At 58.9% G+C, this 16577-nt stretch carries 18 protein-coding genes and 1 tRNA gene; 4 read left to right on the top strand and 15 right to left on the bottom strand.

The features are described from left to right. The first annotated feature begins 159 nt into the window (after window positions 1–159). Window positions 160–236, top strand: a tRNA-Met gene (locus tag C8J44_RS00005). Here C8J44_RS00005 and C8J44_RS18890 read toward each other — a convergent pair. From C8J44_RS18890 to C8J44_RS00040, 6 genes are all read right to left on the bottom strand, one after another. Further along, window positions 193–1821, bottom strand: coding sequence for a recombinase family protein (locus C8J44_RS18890; RefSeq protein ID WP_404969180.1), 1629 nt, complete (start codon window positions 1819–1821; stop codon window positions 193–195). The two genes, C8J44_RS00005 and C8J44_RS18890, sit on opposite strands and share 44 nt — an antisense overlap. An 848-nt stretch (window positions 1822–2669) precedes the next feature. Continuing rightward, entirely contained in the window at window positions 2670–2984 is a 315-nt protein-coding gene (locus C8J44_RS18895) for a Crp/Fnr family transcriptional regulator (RefSeq protein WP_404969166.1), read from the bottom strand. A gap of 20 nt (window positions 2985–3004) precedes the next feature. Then, the gene (locus tag C8J44_RS00025; protein ID WP_121902877.1) at window positions 3005–3205 is read right to left on the bottom strand and encodes a hypothetical protein; all 201 of its coding nucleotides are present in this window, start codon (window positions 3203–3205) and stop codon (window positions 3005–3007) included. Then, complete coding sequence (locus tag C8J44_RS00030; protein ID WP_147453093.1) at window positions 3202–5217, bottom strand: tetratricopeptide repeat protein; 2016 nt, start codon at window positions 5215–5217, stop codon at window positions 3202–3204. The genes C8J44_RS00025 and C8J44_RS00030 overlap by 4 nt, the downstream gene beginning before the upstream one ends. A 468-nt stretch (window positions 5218–5685) precedes the next feature. Beyond that, entirely contained in the window at window positions 5686–5871 is a 186-nt protein-coding gene (locus C8J44_RS00035) for a hypothetical protein (protein WP_121902879.1), read from the bottom strand. 753 nt (window positions 5872–6624) lie between these two features. Continuing rightward, window positions 6625–7335 (bottom strand): Crp/Fnr family transcriptional regulator, encoded by a 711-nt coding sequence (locus tag C8J44_RS00040; RefSeq protein ID WP_121902880.1) that lies wholly within the window; start codon window positions 7333–7335, stop codon window positions 6625–6627. A 294-nt stretch (window positions 7336–7629) separates the two neighbouring features. Between C8J44_RS00040 and C8J44_RS00045 the strand changes: the two genes are divergently transcribed. Further along, window positions 7630–8688: a nitronate monooxygenase family protein gene (locus C8J44_RS00045; protein WP_121884026.1), complete on the top strand. Its 1059-nt coding sequence runs from the start codon at window positions 7630–7632 to the stop codon at window positions 8686–8688. 157 nt (window positions 8689–8845) lie between these two features. Continuing rightward, complete coding sequence (locus C8J44_RS00050) at window positions 8846–9088, top strand: transposase (RefSeq protein ID WP_404969167.1); 243 nt, start codon at window positions 8846–8848, stop codon at window positions 9086–9088. 1 nt (window position 9089) lies between these two features. Here C8J44_RS00050 and C8J44_RS18575 read toward each other — a convergent pair whose 3' ends face one another. The 8 genes from C8J44_RS18575 to C8J44_RS00085 form a co-directional block, all read right to left on the bottom strand. Further along, entirely contained in the window at window positions 9090–9227 is a 138-nt protein-coding gene (locus C8J44_RS18575; RefSeq protein WP_200912522.1) for a hypothetical protein, read from the bottom strand. Window positions 9228–9338: 111 nt separating this feature from the next. Continuing rightward, the gene (locus tag C8J44_RS00060; RefSeq protein ID WP_220683062.1) at window positions 9339–10037 is read right to left on the bottom strand and encodes an OmpA family protein; all 699 of its coding nucleotides are present in this window, start codon (window positions 10035–10037) and stop codon (window positions 9339–9341) included. 23 nt (window positions 10038–10060) lie between these two features. Then, entirely contained in the window at window positions 10061–10615 is a 555-nt protein-coding gene (locus C8J44_RS00065) for a hypothetical protein (protein WP_060525215.1), read from the bottom strand. Window positions 10616–11035: 420 nt separating this feature from the next. Continuing rightward, entirely contained in the window at window positions 11036–11548 is a 513-nt protein-coding gene (locus tag C8J44_RS18080) for a hypothetical protein (RefSeq protein WP_147453094.1), read from the bottom strand. Between the two features lie 583 nt (window positions 11549–12131). Beyond that, window positions 12132–12470 (bottom strand): SGNH/GDSL hydrolase family protein, encoded by a 339-nt coding sequence (locus C8J44_RS00070; RefSeq protein ID WP_121884019.1) that lies wholly within the window; start codon window positions 12468–12470, stop codon window positions 12132–12134. Window positions 12471–12706: 236 nt separating this feature from the next. Next, the gene (locus C8J44_RS00075; RefSeq protein ID WP_183128647.1) at window positions 12707–14116 is read right to left on the bottom strand and encodes a sensor domain-containing diguanylate cyclase; all 1410 of its coding nucleotides are present in this window, start codon (window positions 14114–14116) and stop codon (window positions 12707–12709) included. Window positions 14117–14603: 487 nt separating this feature from the next. Then, the gene (locus C8J44_RS00080; protein ID WP_121902883.1) at window positions 14604–14831 is read right to left on the bottom strand and encodes a hypothetical protein; all 228 of its coding nucleotides are present in this window, start codon (window positions 14829–14831) and stop codon (window positions 14604–14606) included. Window positions 14832–14907: 76 nt separating this feature from the next. Beyond that, the gene (locus C8J44_RS00085) at window positions 14908–15096 is read right to left on the bottom strand and encodes a hypothetical protein (protein ID WP_121884016.1); all 189 of its coding nucleotides are present in this window, start codon (window positions 15094–15096) and stop codon (window positions 14908–14910) included. A 545-nt stretch (window positions 15097–15641) separates the two neighbouring features. On the opposite strand from C8J44_RS00085, the gene C8J44_RS18580 reads away from it, so the two are divergent. Next, complete coding sequence (locus tag C8J44_RS18580) at window positions 15642–15803, top strand: hypothetical protein (protein WP_220683063.1); 162 nt, start codon at window positions 15642–15644, stop codon at window positions 15801–15803. Here C8J44_RS18580 and C8J44_RS00090 read toward each other — a convergent pair. Further along, complete coding sequence (locus tag C8J44_RS00090; RefSeq protein ID WP_121884015.1) at window positions 15770–16435, bottom strand: PAS domain-containing protein; 666 nt, start codon at window positions 16433–16435, stop codon at window positions 15770–15772. The genes C8J44_RS18580 and C8J44_RS00090 overlap by 34 nt on opposite strands. Window positions 16436–16577 lie beyond the last annotated feature (142 nt).

A 16577-nucleotide genomic window follows, 5' to 3' on the forward strand; every position in this document is an offset into this window, starting at 1 on the left:
CGAACTCGGCCGTGAAACCCGACTGCGCCAATGGTACTATCGCTCAAGCGATGGAAGAGTAGGTCGTCGCCAGGCATTGAAGCCCGTGCAACATGCAAACGCACACATATCAAAACCCATTCACAATTTCTTCTACCCAACGCACGCTGGCCGTGCCGTCGCGGGGTGGAGCAGCCCGGTAGCTCGTCAGGCTCATAACCTGAAGGTCACAGGTTCAAATCCTGTCCCCGCAACCATCTTTGACATACAATCAGGCGTCCCTCGCGGGGCGCTTTTTTCGTTTGCGAGATCAATCATCTGCGCAAACCGGCCACGGATCTCCAGCGCGACGCCGCGTTTGTCCGGCGCAGGGGATGCAACGATCTGGTCGATCAGCGCCCGCAGAGCCTGACGTGCCTGCTCCTGCTCGATCGCATCGCCGCGTAACGCCGCGCCAAGCTGGACGACGCTGCGCCGATAGCTCTCCGCCAGATTGGGCATCAGCGCCAGCACCGGCTCGGCGTCGAGGTCGGCCAAATCGCGCCGGCAGCGTTCGCGGGTGGCGATCTGCTCTTCGAGCACGCTGCGGATTTCTGCAAAGGCGTTGGCGCCGTCGGCAATTGCCAGCGTCAGACGGGTGATCCGGCGTGTGGCCTCGGCTTCACGTTTCTCCAGCCCGCGATGAGCTTTGTGCCGGTCCTTCTGCTGGGCAGTGAAGGCCTGGCGATATTCCTCGATATAGGCAGCGACCGCATCTGGCTCGAACATGCGCTCGCGCAGTGCGCCGAGGATACGTGTCTCCAACTGGGTGTCGACGATGCTTCTGCCGTTGTTGCAGGTGCCCGTTTCACGGGCGGTGCTGCACCCCCAGCGGTCGCGGCCGATGATGGTGAACGTACCGCCGCAGGTGCCGCATGTGACCAGCCCGCTCAGCAGCCGCTTTGGCCGTCGTTGACGCGCAGGCGACAGCGCCTGGCCGTGCTCGAGCCGCCGCTGTGCCGCGGCCCAGCTTTGCTCGTCGATGATCCGCAGGGCCGGCACTTCGTGGGTGACCCACTGGTCGCGCGGATTGGGCCGGGCGACCCGCTTGCGGCTGACGGGATCGCGCACGAAGCTTTGCCGGTTGTAGCTGATGATGCCGGCATATAGCTCGTTGTGGAGAATGCCGTTGCCGCGCTCGCGGTTGCCGTTGATGGTGTTGGCGCGCCACATTTTACCCGAAGGCGAGGGGACACCTTCACCGTTCAGCGTCTCGGCGATAGCGCGCGGACTGCGGCCGGCCGTATATTCTTCGAAGATGCGGCGGACGACGCCAGCCTGTGCCTCATCGATGTCGCGCAAGCCCCGCTCGGGTTCGCCGTCGGTGCCAAGCGCCACCATACGCCTGTAGCCGTAGCTCAGCCCGCCAGGAATACGGCCTTGCGCGACCCGGCCGATCTGACCACGCCTGGTTTTCTCACCCAGATCCTTCAGGAACAATGCTCCCATCGTGCCTTTGAGACCGATGTGAAGTTCCGAGATTTCGCCTTCCGACAGCGTGACTATGCGGATGCCCGCAAAGCGCAGCCGCTTGTAGAGGCCGGCAATATCTTCCTGGTCACGGCTCAACCGGTCAAGCGATTCTGCCACAAGGATGTCGAACGCGTTGGTGCGGCTCATCAGGGCGTCGAGCCCTGGCCGATTGCGCGTAGCGCCCGAGATGGCAAGGTCGGCAAAGACCTCGACCAGATCCCAGCCTTCCTTGTCGATCCGGGTGCGACATAGCCGAGCCTGGTCCTCCGCCGACGTCGTCGACTGCCGGTCGCTGCTATAGCGGGCGTATATTACGGCTCGTGTTGTCATTGGCGGCACTGTGCTCCCGAAGATCCCTGACGGCGTTTGCGCGTGCAAATGCCCTCACAAATACCATAAAGTCGAGATAAGTATCATTGGCGGCGTGCTGGTCCAGCGGTCCTGAGCGCAGGTTTGATGGAACATCGCTGCGCGGCATCGTGCGCACGTGAGCGGGCGGAGCGTCTGAGCCGTCATCATTGTCGGGGGTGTTCATCTCTATCTCTTCGGCTTTTGGCGCCGTCCGGCGCCGGCTGAACCATCGTGCCTCTGCCCCGAACCCGAGCTTCCAAGAGCACGACCGATGGCGGAGGACGTGGCGAAATTTGCGTCACCAGCCACCCGCACGTCCACATGCTGATCTTGTAGAAAGGCTTTCTACAAGATTACGCCATCCCGAAGCTGCCGGATTGCGGTTGCATGACAGGCTAACGTCGCGTGGTCCGTGCGACTCGGCGTTTTGTTGAAGCCACCCCAGTCGGCGCTCGGCCAGCTGCGTCAATCTGCATGCGGCAGGACGCCTCATCCTCGGCGGCAAAGCCCAGCTTTACCGCGGGGTGCATCAGATCTCCCGCATGCATCAAAAGCCGCCTGAAAAGCCCGCGGGCGAGGCGGGGGTTCTTGCGCCGTATCTGGGGACGCAAATTGGAAATGACGAAAATTGGTGGAGAGCGGCCTGACCGCTTTCGGGCTTGCAGATGGCGTAAGCGGCCATTGGTTCATCTCGAACATAACAGCAGCTACGCGCCCTAATTGCAGCCGTTAGATCGAATTCGCGAACATCCCGAAAGCCGCCATTCGTTTGACCGTCGCGCGACGTCCGGTGATAGATGGTAGGCGGCCAGGCCGATATTAGGCGGCTATGCGGCTAGCGAGGCCTGGCGCTCGATTCGCAGATAGTCAGGGTTAAAATCCGCCACTTTGGCGAACCGATCCCAATTCAACACGGTTAGCATGCCGGCACTCAAAGTTATTAGCCCATCCTGCCTTAACGACTGGAGGGTACGATTGACGTGAACGGCGGTCAGCCCCGTCATATCGGCGAGCTGCGCTTGCGTGGCAGGCATCGTAATCGGCAAACCCGTCTCGCCGTCCCGACCCTCCACCCGGCAGGTGAACTCACACAGCGAATGGGCCACGCGCGACTTGGCACTTCGGCGGCCAACATTCACCACCCATTCTGCGAGCCCCCGGGCTACAGAATCTGGCGGCGATGCCAGACCGGTTTTGGATTCGAGGCATAGAAGTCCTGGACCGCACTCCAGGCCTCATCGGCGTCCCGGACTAAGTGGACGAGGCCAAGGTCGCGTTTGGCGACCAGGCCACGTCGGACGAGGGCACCGAGATCGAGCACCTCGCGCCAGAAGGGTTCATCGAACAGCAGAACGGGAATCACAACATCTTGCCGGTTTGCATGAGCGTCAAAGGTCGAGGAGTTTGTCGAGCATACAGTGCCTCGATAATCCATCGCAGCGGCGTGCTGTCTTCGCTGCGGCTGGTTCTCGCATCGAGCAGCGACAATACGTGTGCTGGCAGGTTGGCGCCGCGCATCCATAACGCCGCGGACAGGATATCGGTGAACGATGTCTCGGCAACACTTGCCGCGAGCATCCGATCGGCGATCGCTTGCCGCTCTTCATGCGTCTGCGCGCGTTTCGCGAGCGCCGTTAGCGGCACCAGGCTTGCGGAAAACGCGCTAGCGGCGCTTTCCAGCTCGTCCGATATGTCAATCGACGGATCGAGCGCGGCGCGCGCTTCGGCATCGAGGACCCGTTGCCACATTTCCTGGCGCGATCCGACTGGCATCGCAACGCCCGACAGCAGCGAATGGACGTCGGCGGGCGATGCCTCCAGCATGTGGCACAAGAGAAGAAGTGATTCCGGATTGCCCGTATGCTGGCGAAGCAGGGCAATAGCTGCATCGGTCTGGTCCAGCGTTGCCAGAAGGATCGCATGAAGGTGCGCGATCTGGCCTTTCTCGGGCGAATAGTGCTCGGCCTGTTCCAAGACGGTCAGTGCCTCGCGATTGCGGCCGAGGCCACGCAGCGCATTGGCGAGATTGTAGGGTATAGAAAGATCAGGATGGCTGGGATCGACTGCTCGGACCCGCGCCCACACCTTCTCCAGCGTCTCGACCGCCGCCTCGATCTCGTCATGCGTCGGCACGGCTTCGCCTTTGGCGCCGACATGGGACCCGTCGACTGCTGCCATCCGAGCCAGGGTGGCGTCGGCATGCAATCGCGCCAGGAGTTCGCTGTCGGGATGAAGATCCACGCCACGCTGAGAGAGCGTGATCCAGTTGTCGTCATTGCGGTTGCGCAGAACCTGTGCCGTCCCAACGATCGCCTCTTCGCTATCGCGCAGGTGCGCCGGCACGGATTGCATCGGGTCGGCGATCGGCGCGACCTTTTCCTGGGCCTGGATCAAGGGCAGTAAGGCCGTCGGCGAGTCCGGCTCAAGTTCGAGGAGGCGCCTTGCCGCGCGGAGTCCCACTGCCGGGTCGCCTGCACAGGTCGCAGCAGAGGCGAGATTGGCGAGCCCGCTCGGATCGTCTGGCTGGATCTCGGAGGCCTGACGGAACAATTTTTCGGCCTCCTCGAAATTGCCCAGCCGCCAATAGGCCGATCCTAGGTTCCCGAGGATACGGAAGCGTTGGTTGGGACCCGCTTCTTCCCATTCGTCGTCGCGAAGCGTCTCAAGGTCGGCCAGCGCGCCCCGCACGTCCTCGCGCTCGAGCTTTGCCTTGATCCGATCGATAGCGCGCGACAGCCGCGGATCATCGCTCTCGATCAGGGGCACGACGATCGGCGCGGCAAGCGACTGGCTCGCGAGCAACGCGCTCACCATGTCCTTGAGCTCTTCGTGCTGCGCGGTCGACGTCGCTATCGCCTCGGCGTGTTGGTCGGCACTCTGCTGCGCGAGATCAGCAACACCCTCGATCCCCAGATAGCTGTCGAGGATGTCGCGATGCTCGCCGATCATGGCGCGCAGCTGTGTCCAGCCGATGACTTGGATATCGAGCGGATGATCGCTCGCCTCGCGTGCAGCGGTCAGCGCCCGCGCGTGGTTCTGCAGATCGATGTCGTTCGCGGCTGTCGTCGCGAGCACGAATTCGGAAAGCCGCGGCTCGATCTTGTCGGCCTCGGCGACCTCGGCCTCGAGCGTCTTGCGGCGAACATTTCGATTGTTGCCGAGTTCCTCCTTCAGCTTGCACTGGATCCCGAAATAGCCGCGCGTGCCGGTCGGCCGACGTCCGATGATGTCGAGGCCTTCCTGGTCCTGTCCGGACCTGCCCACCATTTCGCCGAGCGGGCAGTCGAAGACGCGAGAGAAGAGCCGGCGCATCACCCGTTCGAACGCTGGCCAATCGCTTGGCGGCGGCAGTTGAAAACCGGATGCGTCAACCACGGAGAATAATCGTTCCAAACTAGGGGGTCGATGACGCCCCTAGATGGCACTTTCGGGCGATCGTTGCCACGGAGTTCCTACCACCCGAGCGCGTTCCCGAGTTCAGCAGGTCCATTGAAGGCGCCCGCCAAAACCCAATGCTCCCGTGCGGTTCCGCGTGACAATGTCGGCCTTTGCCAAGCACCGATCTGAAAGCTGACGGGCTGCTTGCGGCCCAGGTCCGGTCGCCAGCAAGGGAGTGAATGAACGACCGGTTTTGGGAGGCGCTCAATGTGCCGCGGACGGCCGGGAATGGGTCGTGGCTGAAGAAGAGCAGGAAGGCAGTTTAGCCCATAATTGACCCGTGTCCCACGAGCGCTGCGCCGTACAAGGACGCGTAAAGCAAGCTCGCGAAATGCGAAGCGCCCGGCGCGAAGCCGGCCTGAGGCATCTTGATCGCTGCAGGGGATAGCCCGCGTCGCCAATCCGTTAAAAGCGGCGCTGCATCTGATCCGGAATGATGATCAGTGAGACACCCAACACCGCCCCCAGCGCCAACAGCAGATAGCTGATCTCGGGGGTCTCGACCCAATACGCGCCTGCCGGGCCGGCCAGGGCAGCCATCCCGAGTTCCGCGAAGAAGAATGCCAGACCGGCAACGACCCAATTCCGCATGATAAATACCTCCGACCGGAATTATCTCATGATCTCAAAGGCCAATCCATAGGAATTTGACGGCGGCAATCCGCCCAATCTCGCCGTTTGCACCCTTGCGATGAGGCTACAGTGGGTGCTTCACCTTGCTGAACAAATGTCCGAAGTCGGGAAGTGGAAGGGGCGCGCTAAATGACCGCTTGTGGGTCTAACCCGCCTTTATCGCGCCGCTGCGCGATAAAAGCGTCGCCCCCTGTGTCATCCCCATGGCAGCACCAAGGGTATCACCGGTGCTGCTAACCATCGTCCCCGGCGGGTAGCGCTTTTAGTCCGGCAGCAATCGGGGCGGCGGGCATCGCGCCGGGCGGGGTCGGGGAGGGCCCAATTTCGCGACCCCATCTAACACGCTATTACCCCCGCCTCGCCCGCGGTCTTTTCGTGGCGCAAAAGGTGCACCTCCCCATTGGCAGAAACCGGCCTAGATCCTAGCCCGACGCGCACCGATCGAGCAAATAGCGACGGTGCAGTTTGGTGCAACAATCGCTGGCGTTGCGCGACTTAGGGCTGGCGACTGCTAACACCCAAATACGGACGTTCCGGGTGGCGCCGCGCTTGCCCGACAGCGGTCATTCGTGCAGCTGTTCTCGTATTCTGCCCGCTCGTCCGACCAGCAGTCAGCGGTGCCCAGGTTCGCCCTTATGCGCGCATCAAACTCGCCAGAGGCGACTTCATGGGGATGAAGTGGCAGCATGTGACTCGTTGAAGTCAAGATTTTCAATACAGGTCCTGTGGATAGTAATCACCGGCGGCCATGAATTTTTCCCTGTTCGCTATATAGATAGAGCTTCCATTATGAGATATAAGTCCGTCGTCTACTAACGACTTAAGCATACGATTTACGTGTACTGCAGTCAGGCCGGTCGCGTTGCCAATTTGTGCTTGTGTGAGCGGCATATCAAACGAGTCGCTGTTCATTAGCCCGCGGGCACCCATGCGTTCCGCGTGATGGCATAAAAAGTGCGCTATTCTGGTTCGTGCATCCCTGCGAGCCAGATTGAGAAGCTGCCCTCGAACGAGGCACGCATCCACTAGCGTCATTCGAAATAATGCGTATGCAATCGCTGGCCGTTTTCTGAATAACGTTAAAAATTCTAATTTTGGGATAAATGTTATTTCAGAGTTCTTTAAGGCCACCACATCTGAGTCAAATTTTGCCAAAAACAGCGAAGGAAGGTTTAGTAAGTCGCCTCGCACATTCAGCGCAGAAATCTGTCGGTTGCCATTGCCCGCATTTTTTTGCTGCAGGGCATATCCGCTCGTTAGCAGCAGCAGAGAGTCTCCCACGTCACCCTGTTGGGCTAGGTGAACAACCTTTTTTACTCGATGCACCATTGTCGGAAGCATAAGGATCGATTCACGGTCCTCGCTGTTCAGCGCACCGTAAAGCGATAGCTCATCAATAAATATTTCGAGATTATGTGACACAACGCGTCCTTAACGAAGCTATGCCACAGATAGGGCGATGCCGCTTTGCGTATATGACATCTTTGACCTTATCAAGAAAACTAATCTATGTTGGCTTAGGAAAGGGAGCCTCTATTATGCTCCATGCTGTAAATCATAGCCCAGGAAGGCAGCTTTCTGAGAATTCGTCCCAAAAGCCGCCTGTCCGCTTTCCTCCCCATTCCGGCCGTTCCGCTTTCGCCCCTTTACTGCCGTTCACAGGAGTTCCAGCAAAGGCCATAAGCGGTCATTGGTTCATGTAAGGATGCTGCGTTGATGTCGTTCGTTGATCGCTTCGATCTTACACTGCCGTTGATCCAAGCGCCTATGGCAGGCGTTTCCACGCCTCTACTGGCGGCGTCCGTTTCAGAAGCCGGTGCGCTCGGCTCGATAGGAGTAGGCGCAACCGATGCAGTCGGCGCGCGTGCAATGATCGAGGAAGTGCGGGGCCGCACGGACCGGCCTTTCAATGTAAATCTCTTTGTTCATGCTCGTCCGAAGGTAGATTCCGTCCGTGAGACTGCGTGGCTTCAATTGCTCGCGCCATTTTTTATCGAGTTCGAAGCGACTCCCCCGCCAACGCTCCGGACCATATACAAGAGCTTCGCCGACGATCCCGAAATGGTGGCCACGCTGATTGACTTGGCGCCACCGGTCGTCAGTTTTCACTTCGGCTTACCATCCCCCGAGGTTCTCTCGGTGCTACGCTCATGTGGCATTTACATGTTGGCAAGCGCTACGAACCTTGAAGAAGGTCGCTCGATCAAAGCGGCCGGCGTCGATGCGATCGTTGCTCAGGGTATAGAGGCGGGCGGGCACCGCGGCATCTTCGATCCGAACGCGCCCGATGACGAGTTGAGCATGGCAGTGCTCACCCGGTTGCTGGTTAGAGACGTAGGCATTCCGATCGTTGCAGCCGGCGGGATCATGGATGGTGCCGGCATTGCGGCAGCGCTCGATCTCGGCGCGGTCGCGGCACAGCTTGGCACTGCGTTTGTGGCTTGCCCTGAGTCCGCTGCCGACGCTGCATATCGCGCAGCCTTAACGGGGCCGGGCGCGTATCACACGACGCTGACTCCGCTTATTTCCGGCCGGCCTGCGCGCGCGCTAGCCAACCGATTTACAGCGCTCGCTGGGCTACTCGTTGGCCAGGCCCGGCCAGACTATCCTATCGCTTACGATGCTGGAAAAGCTCTGCATGCGGCAGCAAAAACGAAGGGCGAGCATGGTTTCGGCGCGCAGTGGGCTGGACAAGGCGCGCCTCTGAGCCGAGCCATGCCGGCGGCTCAACTCATTCAGGCCCTTCGAGACGAACTGGACGGCTGCAAAGCGTAAACGTTTCCGCCTTAGAAGGTTCGTAAGCGCGGTCTGAGGGCCGCCTTGTAGGCGGAGCGTTCAACGGGTTGATGGCAGCTCTTTGAACGGGGCCGTGATGTCGGACGAGACTATCGAACCAGCTGCAGATGTAGCGAGTAGTCATACGACCGGTCGTATGAGTGGTCGTATCGAGATTGTCGGGCGGGTGTCGGGCCGGCGCCGCTGGACGGTCGAGGAGAAGCTGGCGATCCTGCGCGATGCGTTTGGGCCGGATGGGTCGGTCCGGGCGGCGGTCGAGCGTCACGAGGTCGGCAGCGGCGCGATCTACACCTGGCGGCGCCAGGCGATGTCGGGTGCACTGAGCGGAGTGCCGGCCCGGCCTCAGACCGCATTTGCCGCCTTCGCAGATAGCGCGTGATTCACCCGCGTCCCTTAATGAACATCACGATCAGAACGAGACAGAACATCGCCATCGCGACCAAGCGAGCGATCCACGGAACGATCAACCAACCACCGATCGCGCCGACTGCCTTACCAGCGACGCCGCTGTCGATCATGCGACGTGATCGTGGCGAACCGGCTACCGGATAGCCGCATCGAGGACAGGCGGGTGCGATATCCGATACGCTTTGCCGGCATTCTGGGCATGGTATCAGCGCCATGTCGATCTACTCCTGCGTCGCGGCCTTTGGGGCGGCAGGCTGGATGACGATTTCCACACGGCGGTTACGCTGACGGCCGTCCGGATTGTCACTGCCGTCGGCATTTGCATTGTCCGCCACAGGTCGTCGCTTGCCCAGCCCAGCCACAGTCGAACCTCGACCGCTATTTTTTTTGAGCCATGTCGCCACCGCCTGCGCCCGGCGCAACGAGAGTGGGTCATTATACGCATCACTGCCCTTGCCATCGGTATGCCCGTTCACTTTCACAGGCGCGGTCGGATAGCTGCCCAGCAGCTCGGCCGCTTTGCGCAACGACTGTTCGGCATCAGCGCGCAGGATGGCCTTGTCGAAATCGAAGAGGATATCGGCCGGTAGGTCGATCACGATCGACTGATCAGCGGCTTGGCGCGCATTCAGTTCGGAAAGCAGATTTTCCGTAAGAGCAATGCGATCAGGTGCAACTTCAGTGGTTCGAAACACGGAGGAACGCTCATTCGCCGCCGCAAAGCTGCTTTCCGGCCCTGCGGTGCCGCCAGCGCTATCTGTGCCAGCGAGCGTCATGTGGCTTTCAGGTGCGTCCACGACAACACGAAAGCTGCTCGCCTCATCCTTCAGGCTGCGCGGTGCCGGCCGGGTATTGCACCCGGCCAGCGTCAGGCCGAAGCACGCGACGGATAAGGAGACCGCTATCCACCTGGTGGTCACGTGCTTTCCTATGCCGGATCGCGTCACCGCGGCGTACCATCCAGCGGAATAGTCATCGTCAAGCCCGGCGAGATGATGCTGTTGCCATCGTTATTGTCGTTCACCACCAGCTTGATCGACTTCGTGTCGGGCGCCACAGCGCCCAGGAACACGAGCTTACCGTCCATCGTCTGGCCGCGCGTGATACGTAGCGACTGGTTGTCTTGTGGAGGCTTCAGCATCAGGCGATCGCCATTGGCAGCTAGCAAATAGGTGCCATTTCCGGCCAATTCGAGACTGTTTGTGATCGTACCGCCATAGGATGCGCTGACATCGAGGGTCGTGGCATCGGTACCGAGTTCTACACTTTTCACCCTAAGCGTGACACCGACCGGGGCGACGCCCTGCACGTTGACGGCGATTGTCCGCGGGTCGGCAGGGATACTGGAGACCGGCAGGGCTGCGGCGGTGGCATTTGTGCTGGCAGGTTGCGGGGCGGCAGTCTCGCTGGTGTGCGGTTGCGACGGCGAAGAGGGAGAACATGCGCCAGCCAGCACTGTCAGCGACGCGACCCAGAACGTCATACCGATCTTGTGCATGCATCCAACTCCTTGTTGATTTCCGACAACCCGAGAAAACCGTTTTGGTTCCGTAACGACTTCGCGAATTGGGGGCTGGACGGTGGTATAAGGTCTGCCGTTCGATGCCCGAGTCCGGTAGACCATATGCGCTCATCCGACGCCAAAACCCGATTGGTCGATAAGAAGATAGCCGCTTAAGCCGATCAACTGAAATCGAACCGTCCAGCATGACCATTTTCACGAGAACGCAGCAACGCCGCGCAATGTCGGCAAGCGCATCAGCCGTCCCCAAAGCGGTCCGTCCGCTTACCTTTCCATTCCGGCCGTTCCGCTTTCGCCCACATCCGGACGTTCCGATTGGCAGCTCGCACTCTCGACAGCGGACATCCGTTCATCTCCACTATCGCTGATGTAAAAATCAAAAGTTTTGCATCAGTGTTAGTACCCTACTTCCAGCGTCACGACCGTCAGCCGACCTTTGATTTTGCCGACCAACGTTACATTGCCGCCGGGGGCGTCAGGGCTGTTCATCGCCATGATGGTGCTGGACGTCATTTGGGCCGTGAAAAGAGGTTTGAAGGTTGTCGCTCCCGGCGCGGTAACGATGGTGACCTTTGCCCGATCATCGACCCAAGCGCCGTAGCCCCATGCTGCCCCTATGAACCGTAGTGAGCGGCCGGGAGGTGGCGGAGGAACGGCCGGCTCATAAAACTTTCGCGGCCCCTCACATCCTGTTTTGCTCAACCGGCCGTTAGAGAGTGTGCCTCCCTCATAATCGGCTTGGAGCACGTAGCAGCGACCATCACTCAATGAAAAAGTGACAGGTAAAAAACCTGGCGACCATGCCGCTACGACATGCGCTTTGCTCGTTTCCGCTATCGCAAATGCGCCAACAACCTCGACCTGGCCTACAGCCAAGCCGCGCTTGTAGGCCGGATCGACGCGGAACACGTTTGATACCGCCGTATCAGGGATGCGAGCTAGGGCCGGTGCGCTGGGATCTGATGGCACTGCGACACCTGGTCGCGATCCTTTACCGCTGTATCCAGCGGACGGGACAAACTGCGCATGAGCGCTTATCGCTGCGACGGCTATGGTAATCCCCGCGCTTGCGCGGACCCATCCAAATGCCCTGTTATTCATCTGCTACTCCCTAATCCTAGCAACTTACGACCGTGGCGAAAAAGAGCCAGCCGACATGTCGGCAGTCGGCCTGATGCAGAACTCACGAGTTTCGAATCAGCGCAAAAAACAGCAGAAAACCGAGGGCTCCAGCGATGCAAAAGAATGATGCGTCTGGGATACCCGTTCAGTGGTCGGTTTCCTGGGCTGTGGCCTCCAAAGCAGACAGTCCGCTTTCCTTCCCATTCCGGACATTGGCGGACGGCGGATATCCCCTCCGCCGCAGTGACGCTTTTCTGCGGTTTTTTACCGCCTAGTACCCCGGTTCGGGGCAGGTGATACCCCGCCTCGAACGGCAAGATAGCTACTTGAAAGCACGAAGTTTCAGGCGCTTGCGCGGCGAACCGAACAGTTATTGCACGGTGTACCGCTGGAGCGCCTGCGCCTCGATGTCGTAGCCCGGCCCGGTTTCGTGGACGCCGTCGGCCGTCAGTCCATTGCTGACCGCGCCGGCGCGACCGCCAAGCAACGCTTCGTCATCCTGGAACGCGCAGCCGTTCGACGACGCTAGCGTCACCAGCGCCGACTTCCACTGCGCGCGCGTCGCGTCGGCACCATAGGACGGTGACGGCCCCTCGATCGACGGCCATTCGAGGATGCAGTCGCCGGTCACCTTCGCCCTGGTGATGATCGCTTGATACGACGTGATCGCACTCGTCAGCGGGACACCATTGAGATGTCGTTCGTTCACAGGTTGATAATCGTCAGGTCGGGAGCAATCGTCAGGTCGGGAGCAATGGGCTAGCTGGCGCGCGCGCGATTTGTGGACCTGCGGAGGCAGCTCTGCCCAATCTCGTCGTAGCTCGGGCTGGTGCCGGACCTATGTATGCGTTGCGAGTCGCCGATTTTTTTACCTTATGTGGCTCGATCAGACCATCGAGGAGGCAATTATCATTTTCGCGGCACCCAAGCCGAATGGATAGTATATTATGTCTCTCCGTGGAACGAGGACACACAGTTGCGGCCACGCCCCTTTGCTTCGTAGAGTGCTTGGTCAGCCAATCGCATAATGACTGTCGGGTCAGCGTCGTTTTCCATCATTGAGGTAACGCCGACACTAACGGTCACGACACCTTCCGAATTCCCCGAATGCGCAATACCAAGGCCTGCTACGGCATACCGGAGCGCTTCTGCTCGCGCTAAGGCACCATTCTGGGGCGTATCGGGCATCAGCACGGCAAACTCCTCCCCGCCGATCCGCGCAATCTGATCGGCGGGGCGGCGGTAAACTTCCCGCATTGCGTCTGCGATCGACTGCAAGGTTTTGTCTCCCGCCACATGACCATAAGTGTCGTTGAACGCCTTGAAATGGTCTGCGTCGATAATGGCGAGGGATAATGGTTGTTTGGTGCGTTCCGCCCGTCTCAATTCCCGCGCCAACCCGGCGTCGAAACTACGTCGGTTTAGCAGCCCAGTCAGGCCATCGGTCGAGGCAAGTTCCGCAAGCTCTGCCTCTAACTTTTCACGGCGTAGAAGCTCGCGCTGGAAGAGAGACGCAAGAACGATTATTCCTGCGCACAATGCGAGCGTGGTTAGAATTACGGGGAGCGACCTTTTCCACCACGGAGCTAGAATCTCCGACGTCGAAGTCGCAACATCCAACAGGAGTGGCAAGCCTGCAGGGCGAGCGAACACATAGAGCCTCTGCTCATTATCGACCGCAGAGCGACCGACAAAAACCCCCGTCATCTCGCGCTTCATTCTTTCGAAAGTCGGTGCACCTCCAATGTTTCCCGCAGCCCCCGGCTTTAATGCTGGGTTACGAAGTAAGATGGTACCGTCAAGATTGAAAAGGTTGATCGCGCTGCGACTACCTATAACGACGTCATCAAGCGTTGGACGGATCAGCCGCAGGGGCATCTCGCCAGCAACGATCCCGGCGAAGCGGCCGTCTGACGTGGCAATACGTCGCGCAAGGATCAGACTTGGTTCTCGTCCTATGCGACTTATTACTACGCTGCTCAACAACGGCTTTCTCGAGCCGGACGAACGTAAGAGGCGGAAGTAGCTCCGTCCGGAAAGGTCGACCCCGACGCCGCGTGCGCCATCCGACAGCGCAATTATCCGCCCACGCTCATTGGTCACGAAAACTCTGCTTAGGTAAGGCGACCAACGAGCCTTATTGAATAAGACAAGATTTCGAACATCTTCCGGATATTTCCACAACCCAGGCAATTCCAGGCCAATAGAGGTAGCAATCACGGCCTGATCGACCAGGCGAACGTTGTTTCCAACGTTGCGTGAGAGAGCAGTCACGAGATTGGATGACGCCACTTCCGAAGCTTTCCAGGCGTCCTCACGCGCCTGCCATAAGCCAAACATTACGAGCATGAGCATCGCGCAAGATAGCGCAAGCGATAGCGCGTTAAGGAAACGCACGATTCGAGAACTTGACGCCGCGCTTTTTTGGCGGATCAACGCGCCGTCCGCCCCACCCGGCTGCGTCAACGGCTCTGGCGGCTCACAACCCCTATCAGACGAAGCTACCTCGACAGTGAGCGACTTCGTTCGTCCCAGTTTCATCGATCAACCCGCAAAGAACTTTTTCCTGCGTGCTGTACTAAGCGCCAACGGTAAATAATCGTTATTATTTAGCCGATCGCCGGCGAACACGCGTCTCTCGGATAAAAATCACATGCCCGCATTTATGATCGCTAGGGCAGTTGCGCGGCGGAGATGCCCTCCACCGCAATCGTCCGCGCCCCGCACAAATACGAGCCTTTTTCGTTGCATGCGTGCGATGTACCCTAGCGACACCCCGGACAAGAACGCCCACTTGTCGACGCTCGCGGTTTCGACAGCGCTCCCGATAGCTGCCGGTCAGTCAGCTATGGCGCTTTGCAATTCCAAGAAGTAACAACAGGGCGGGGATTAAGAACATGGGGAAGGGCAACCAGTCTGCTATGAAATAGCCCAGACCATCTAACATCGCTTGGCCTAACAGGATGGCCACAACTGTAGAGAGAATGACGGCTGTCAATACGCCGAAGCCTTTCCAGTGGCGTGGCATGTAGCTCCACCCCACCTTTTCGAACCAGACTTCGCGCTGCAAAGATCACCTCGTAATGTCGGCTTCAAGTAGGTTAACGCCTAAAGCGGTCAGGCTGCAAACCTTCCCTAGTTGTCGATCAGCAGCGTCCGCGCCGTTTGGCGCGGGAAATCGAGTATGCAGTCCACATGGTCGAGGTGAGCGCCACGAAGGTCATACCGATCCCCGACGCAACTTGCTCGATAGCGAAGGCGATCAGCGCGATCCCCAGCGCGACCACAAAATAGACCCAAACCGGAAACATCAGCATCTCCTTGGCAATCTGCATAGAACTATGCCTCCTCTGGTGCGGAGTCTATGTCTGCTTAACACTGGTGAAGTGCCGAAACCGGCCTGTCCGTTTTCCTCCCCATCCCGGCCAATCCGCTATCGCCCACACCCGGACGTTCAGGCTGGCGATCCGCGTTTCTGATAACGGCCATTCGTTAAGCGGGATCTTTCCCGTTTCTCGGTCTCTGACCGGCCAACTTGCGAAAGAGCAATCGGGCTATGCTCAAACCGCAAGCCCGGTCGAGCGCGTCGTATCCAAGAGCGGCTGGCGGGACGTCGCCATGGGTGCCCCGCCACGGCGGTGGAACGACCGTCTTGGCTCAATCTGGTTGGTTCGCGCTTCTGCGTCGATGGATGTGATCGATTGCCGAGAACAACCAATTATCGCTCCATTGTGCTATAATTGGATAGCTAATACCAAAGGCGTCCGCCTTTCAAACTTGAGACGGATTCGGAAAATTGCGGGCTCGGATGGTAATTGTGTTGTTAACACCTGCTTCGCGCGACTAAAGACGCGCGGAACAGAAAATTAGGAGAGATTCGATGTTTGTCTCGGATCAAAAAGCGCACGTTCAAGAGGCTGTTCAGCTTTTGCGGCAAGCCCTTGCTATTGTCGACCAAATTGAAAATTATGCAGCATCAGCTCAGCTGGATCATGTGATTCACACGCTTCAATCGATGTCCGGTAACAGCGTCGGCGCTTGAAACACAGATGCAAGCATCCCCTCCATTCTAGTGATGCCGGACTGAGTGAATTGCACATCAGCCGCGACATTGCTGTCATCCCAAATAATACCTTCCTGCTGTAATGCGGTAATCCAGCGCCTCGTTGTGCTCGGTGCCATGCGGGTTTCGGAGGCCAGTGTTTCAACGCCGACCACCCGTCCTTCAGCCTCGGCGAGATAGATGGCTACCAGCAGTGTGCCAACCGGGTCGGTGATCAAACGATCGCCAAATGCTTCTCGGCGAATGTTAGCTATATGTTGAATTCGCAGTGCGGCTTCCCACAGCCTTTCTGGACGGAACTCGTTACCAGGATCATGCCAGAATAGCGTACCAACCAGCCGACCAGGATTATTGAAATAGGTTACAAATAAAGACGCTGCAACAGCGCTCCCATCGGGGCGCATGTATCTCTTTTGCAGGCGGAAAGGGGGAGCCCGATCCACGAGCATCGATAGCATAATTGCACTTTTTTCAAGGTCGTCTGGATGGGTTAAATCCCGATAAGATGCTCCGATAACTTGATCTTCGGGACGTTGGACGAGATCGAGGAAGCCGCGATCTACCGCTAAAATAACACCATTCGTGGTTGAGACGCAGTGCGCGGTTGGCATCGCCTATTTCTTGCCTAAAATATGGGGGCTATCAATAGGGATCAACCAACGCCCGTAGCCTTGCTGCAGCTACCCGTATTCAAAATGTAAAAGAATCGCAGATCTGTCCTTAATGGATGTAATGGCCTAACTATGAGCTTGT

The sequence above is a fragment of the Sphingomonas sp. PP-CE-3A-406 genome (assembly GCF_003688625.1).
In the GTDB taxonomy this organism is placed as follows: domain Bacteria; phylum Pseudomonadota; class Alphaproteobacteria; order Sphingomonadales; family Sphingomonadaceae; genus Sphingomonas.

Bases quoted from the DNA above. Each gene is read 5' to 3' on its own strand.
- C8J44_RS00085 (WP_121884016.1), bottom strand. From the start codon at position 15,096: ATGCAGATTGCCAAGGAGATGCTGATGTTTCCGGTTTGGGTCTATTTT.
- C8J44_RS00035 (WP_121902879.1), bottom strand. From the start codon at position 5,871: ATGCGGAATTGGGTCGTTGCCGGTCTGGCATTCTTCTTCGCGGAACTC.
- C8J44_RS00065 (WP_060525215.1), bottom strand. From the start codon at position 10,615: ATGCACAAGATCGGTATGACGTTCTGGGTCGCGTCGCTGACAGTGCTG.
- C8J44_RS00045 (WP_121884026.1), top strand. From the start codon at position 7,630: ATGTCGTTCGTTGATCGCTTCGATCTTACACTGCCGTTGATCCAAGCG.
- C8J44_RS18580 (WP_220683063.1), top strand. From the start codon at position 15,642: ATGTTTGTCTCGGATCAAAAAGCGCACGTTCAAGAGGCTGTTCAGCTT.
- C8J44_RS00090 (WP_121884015.1), bottom strand. From the start codon at position 16,435: ATGCCAACCGCGCACTGCGTCTCAACCACGAATGGTGTTATTTTAGCG.
- C8J44_RS00075 (WP_183128647.1), bottom strand. From the start codon at position 14,116: ATGCTCATGCTCGTAATGTTTGGCTTATGGCAGGCGCGTGAGGACGCC.
- C8J44_RS18890 (WP_404969180.1), bottom strand. From the start codon at position 1,821: ATGACAACACGAGCCGTAATATACGCCCGCTATAGCAGCGACCGGCAG.
- C8J44_RS00050 (WP_404969167.1), top strand. From the start codon at position 8,846: ATGAGTGGTCGTATCGAGATTGTCGGGCGGGTGTCGGGCCGGCGCCGC.
- C8J44_RS18575 (WP_200912522.1), bottom strand. From the start codon at position 9,227: ATGATCGACAGCGGCGTCGCTGGTAAGGCAGTCGGCGCGATCGGTGGT.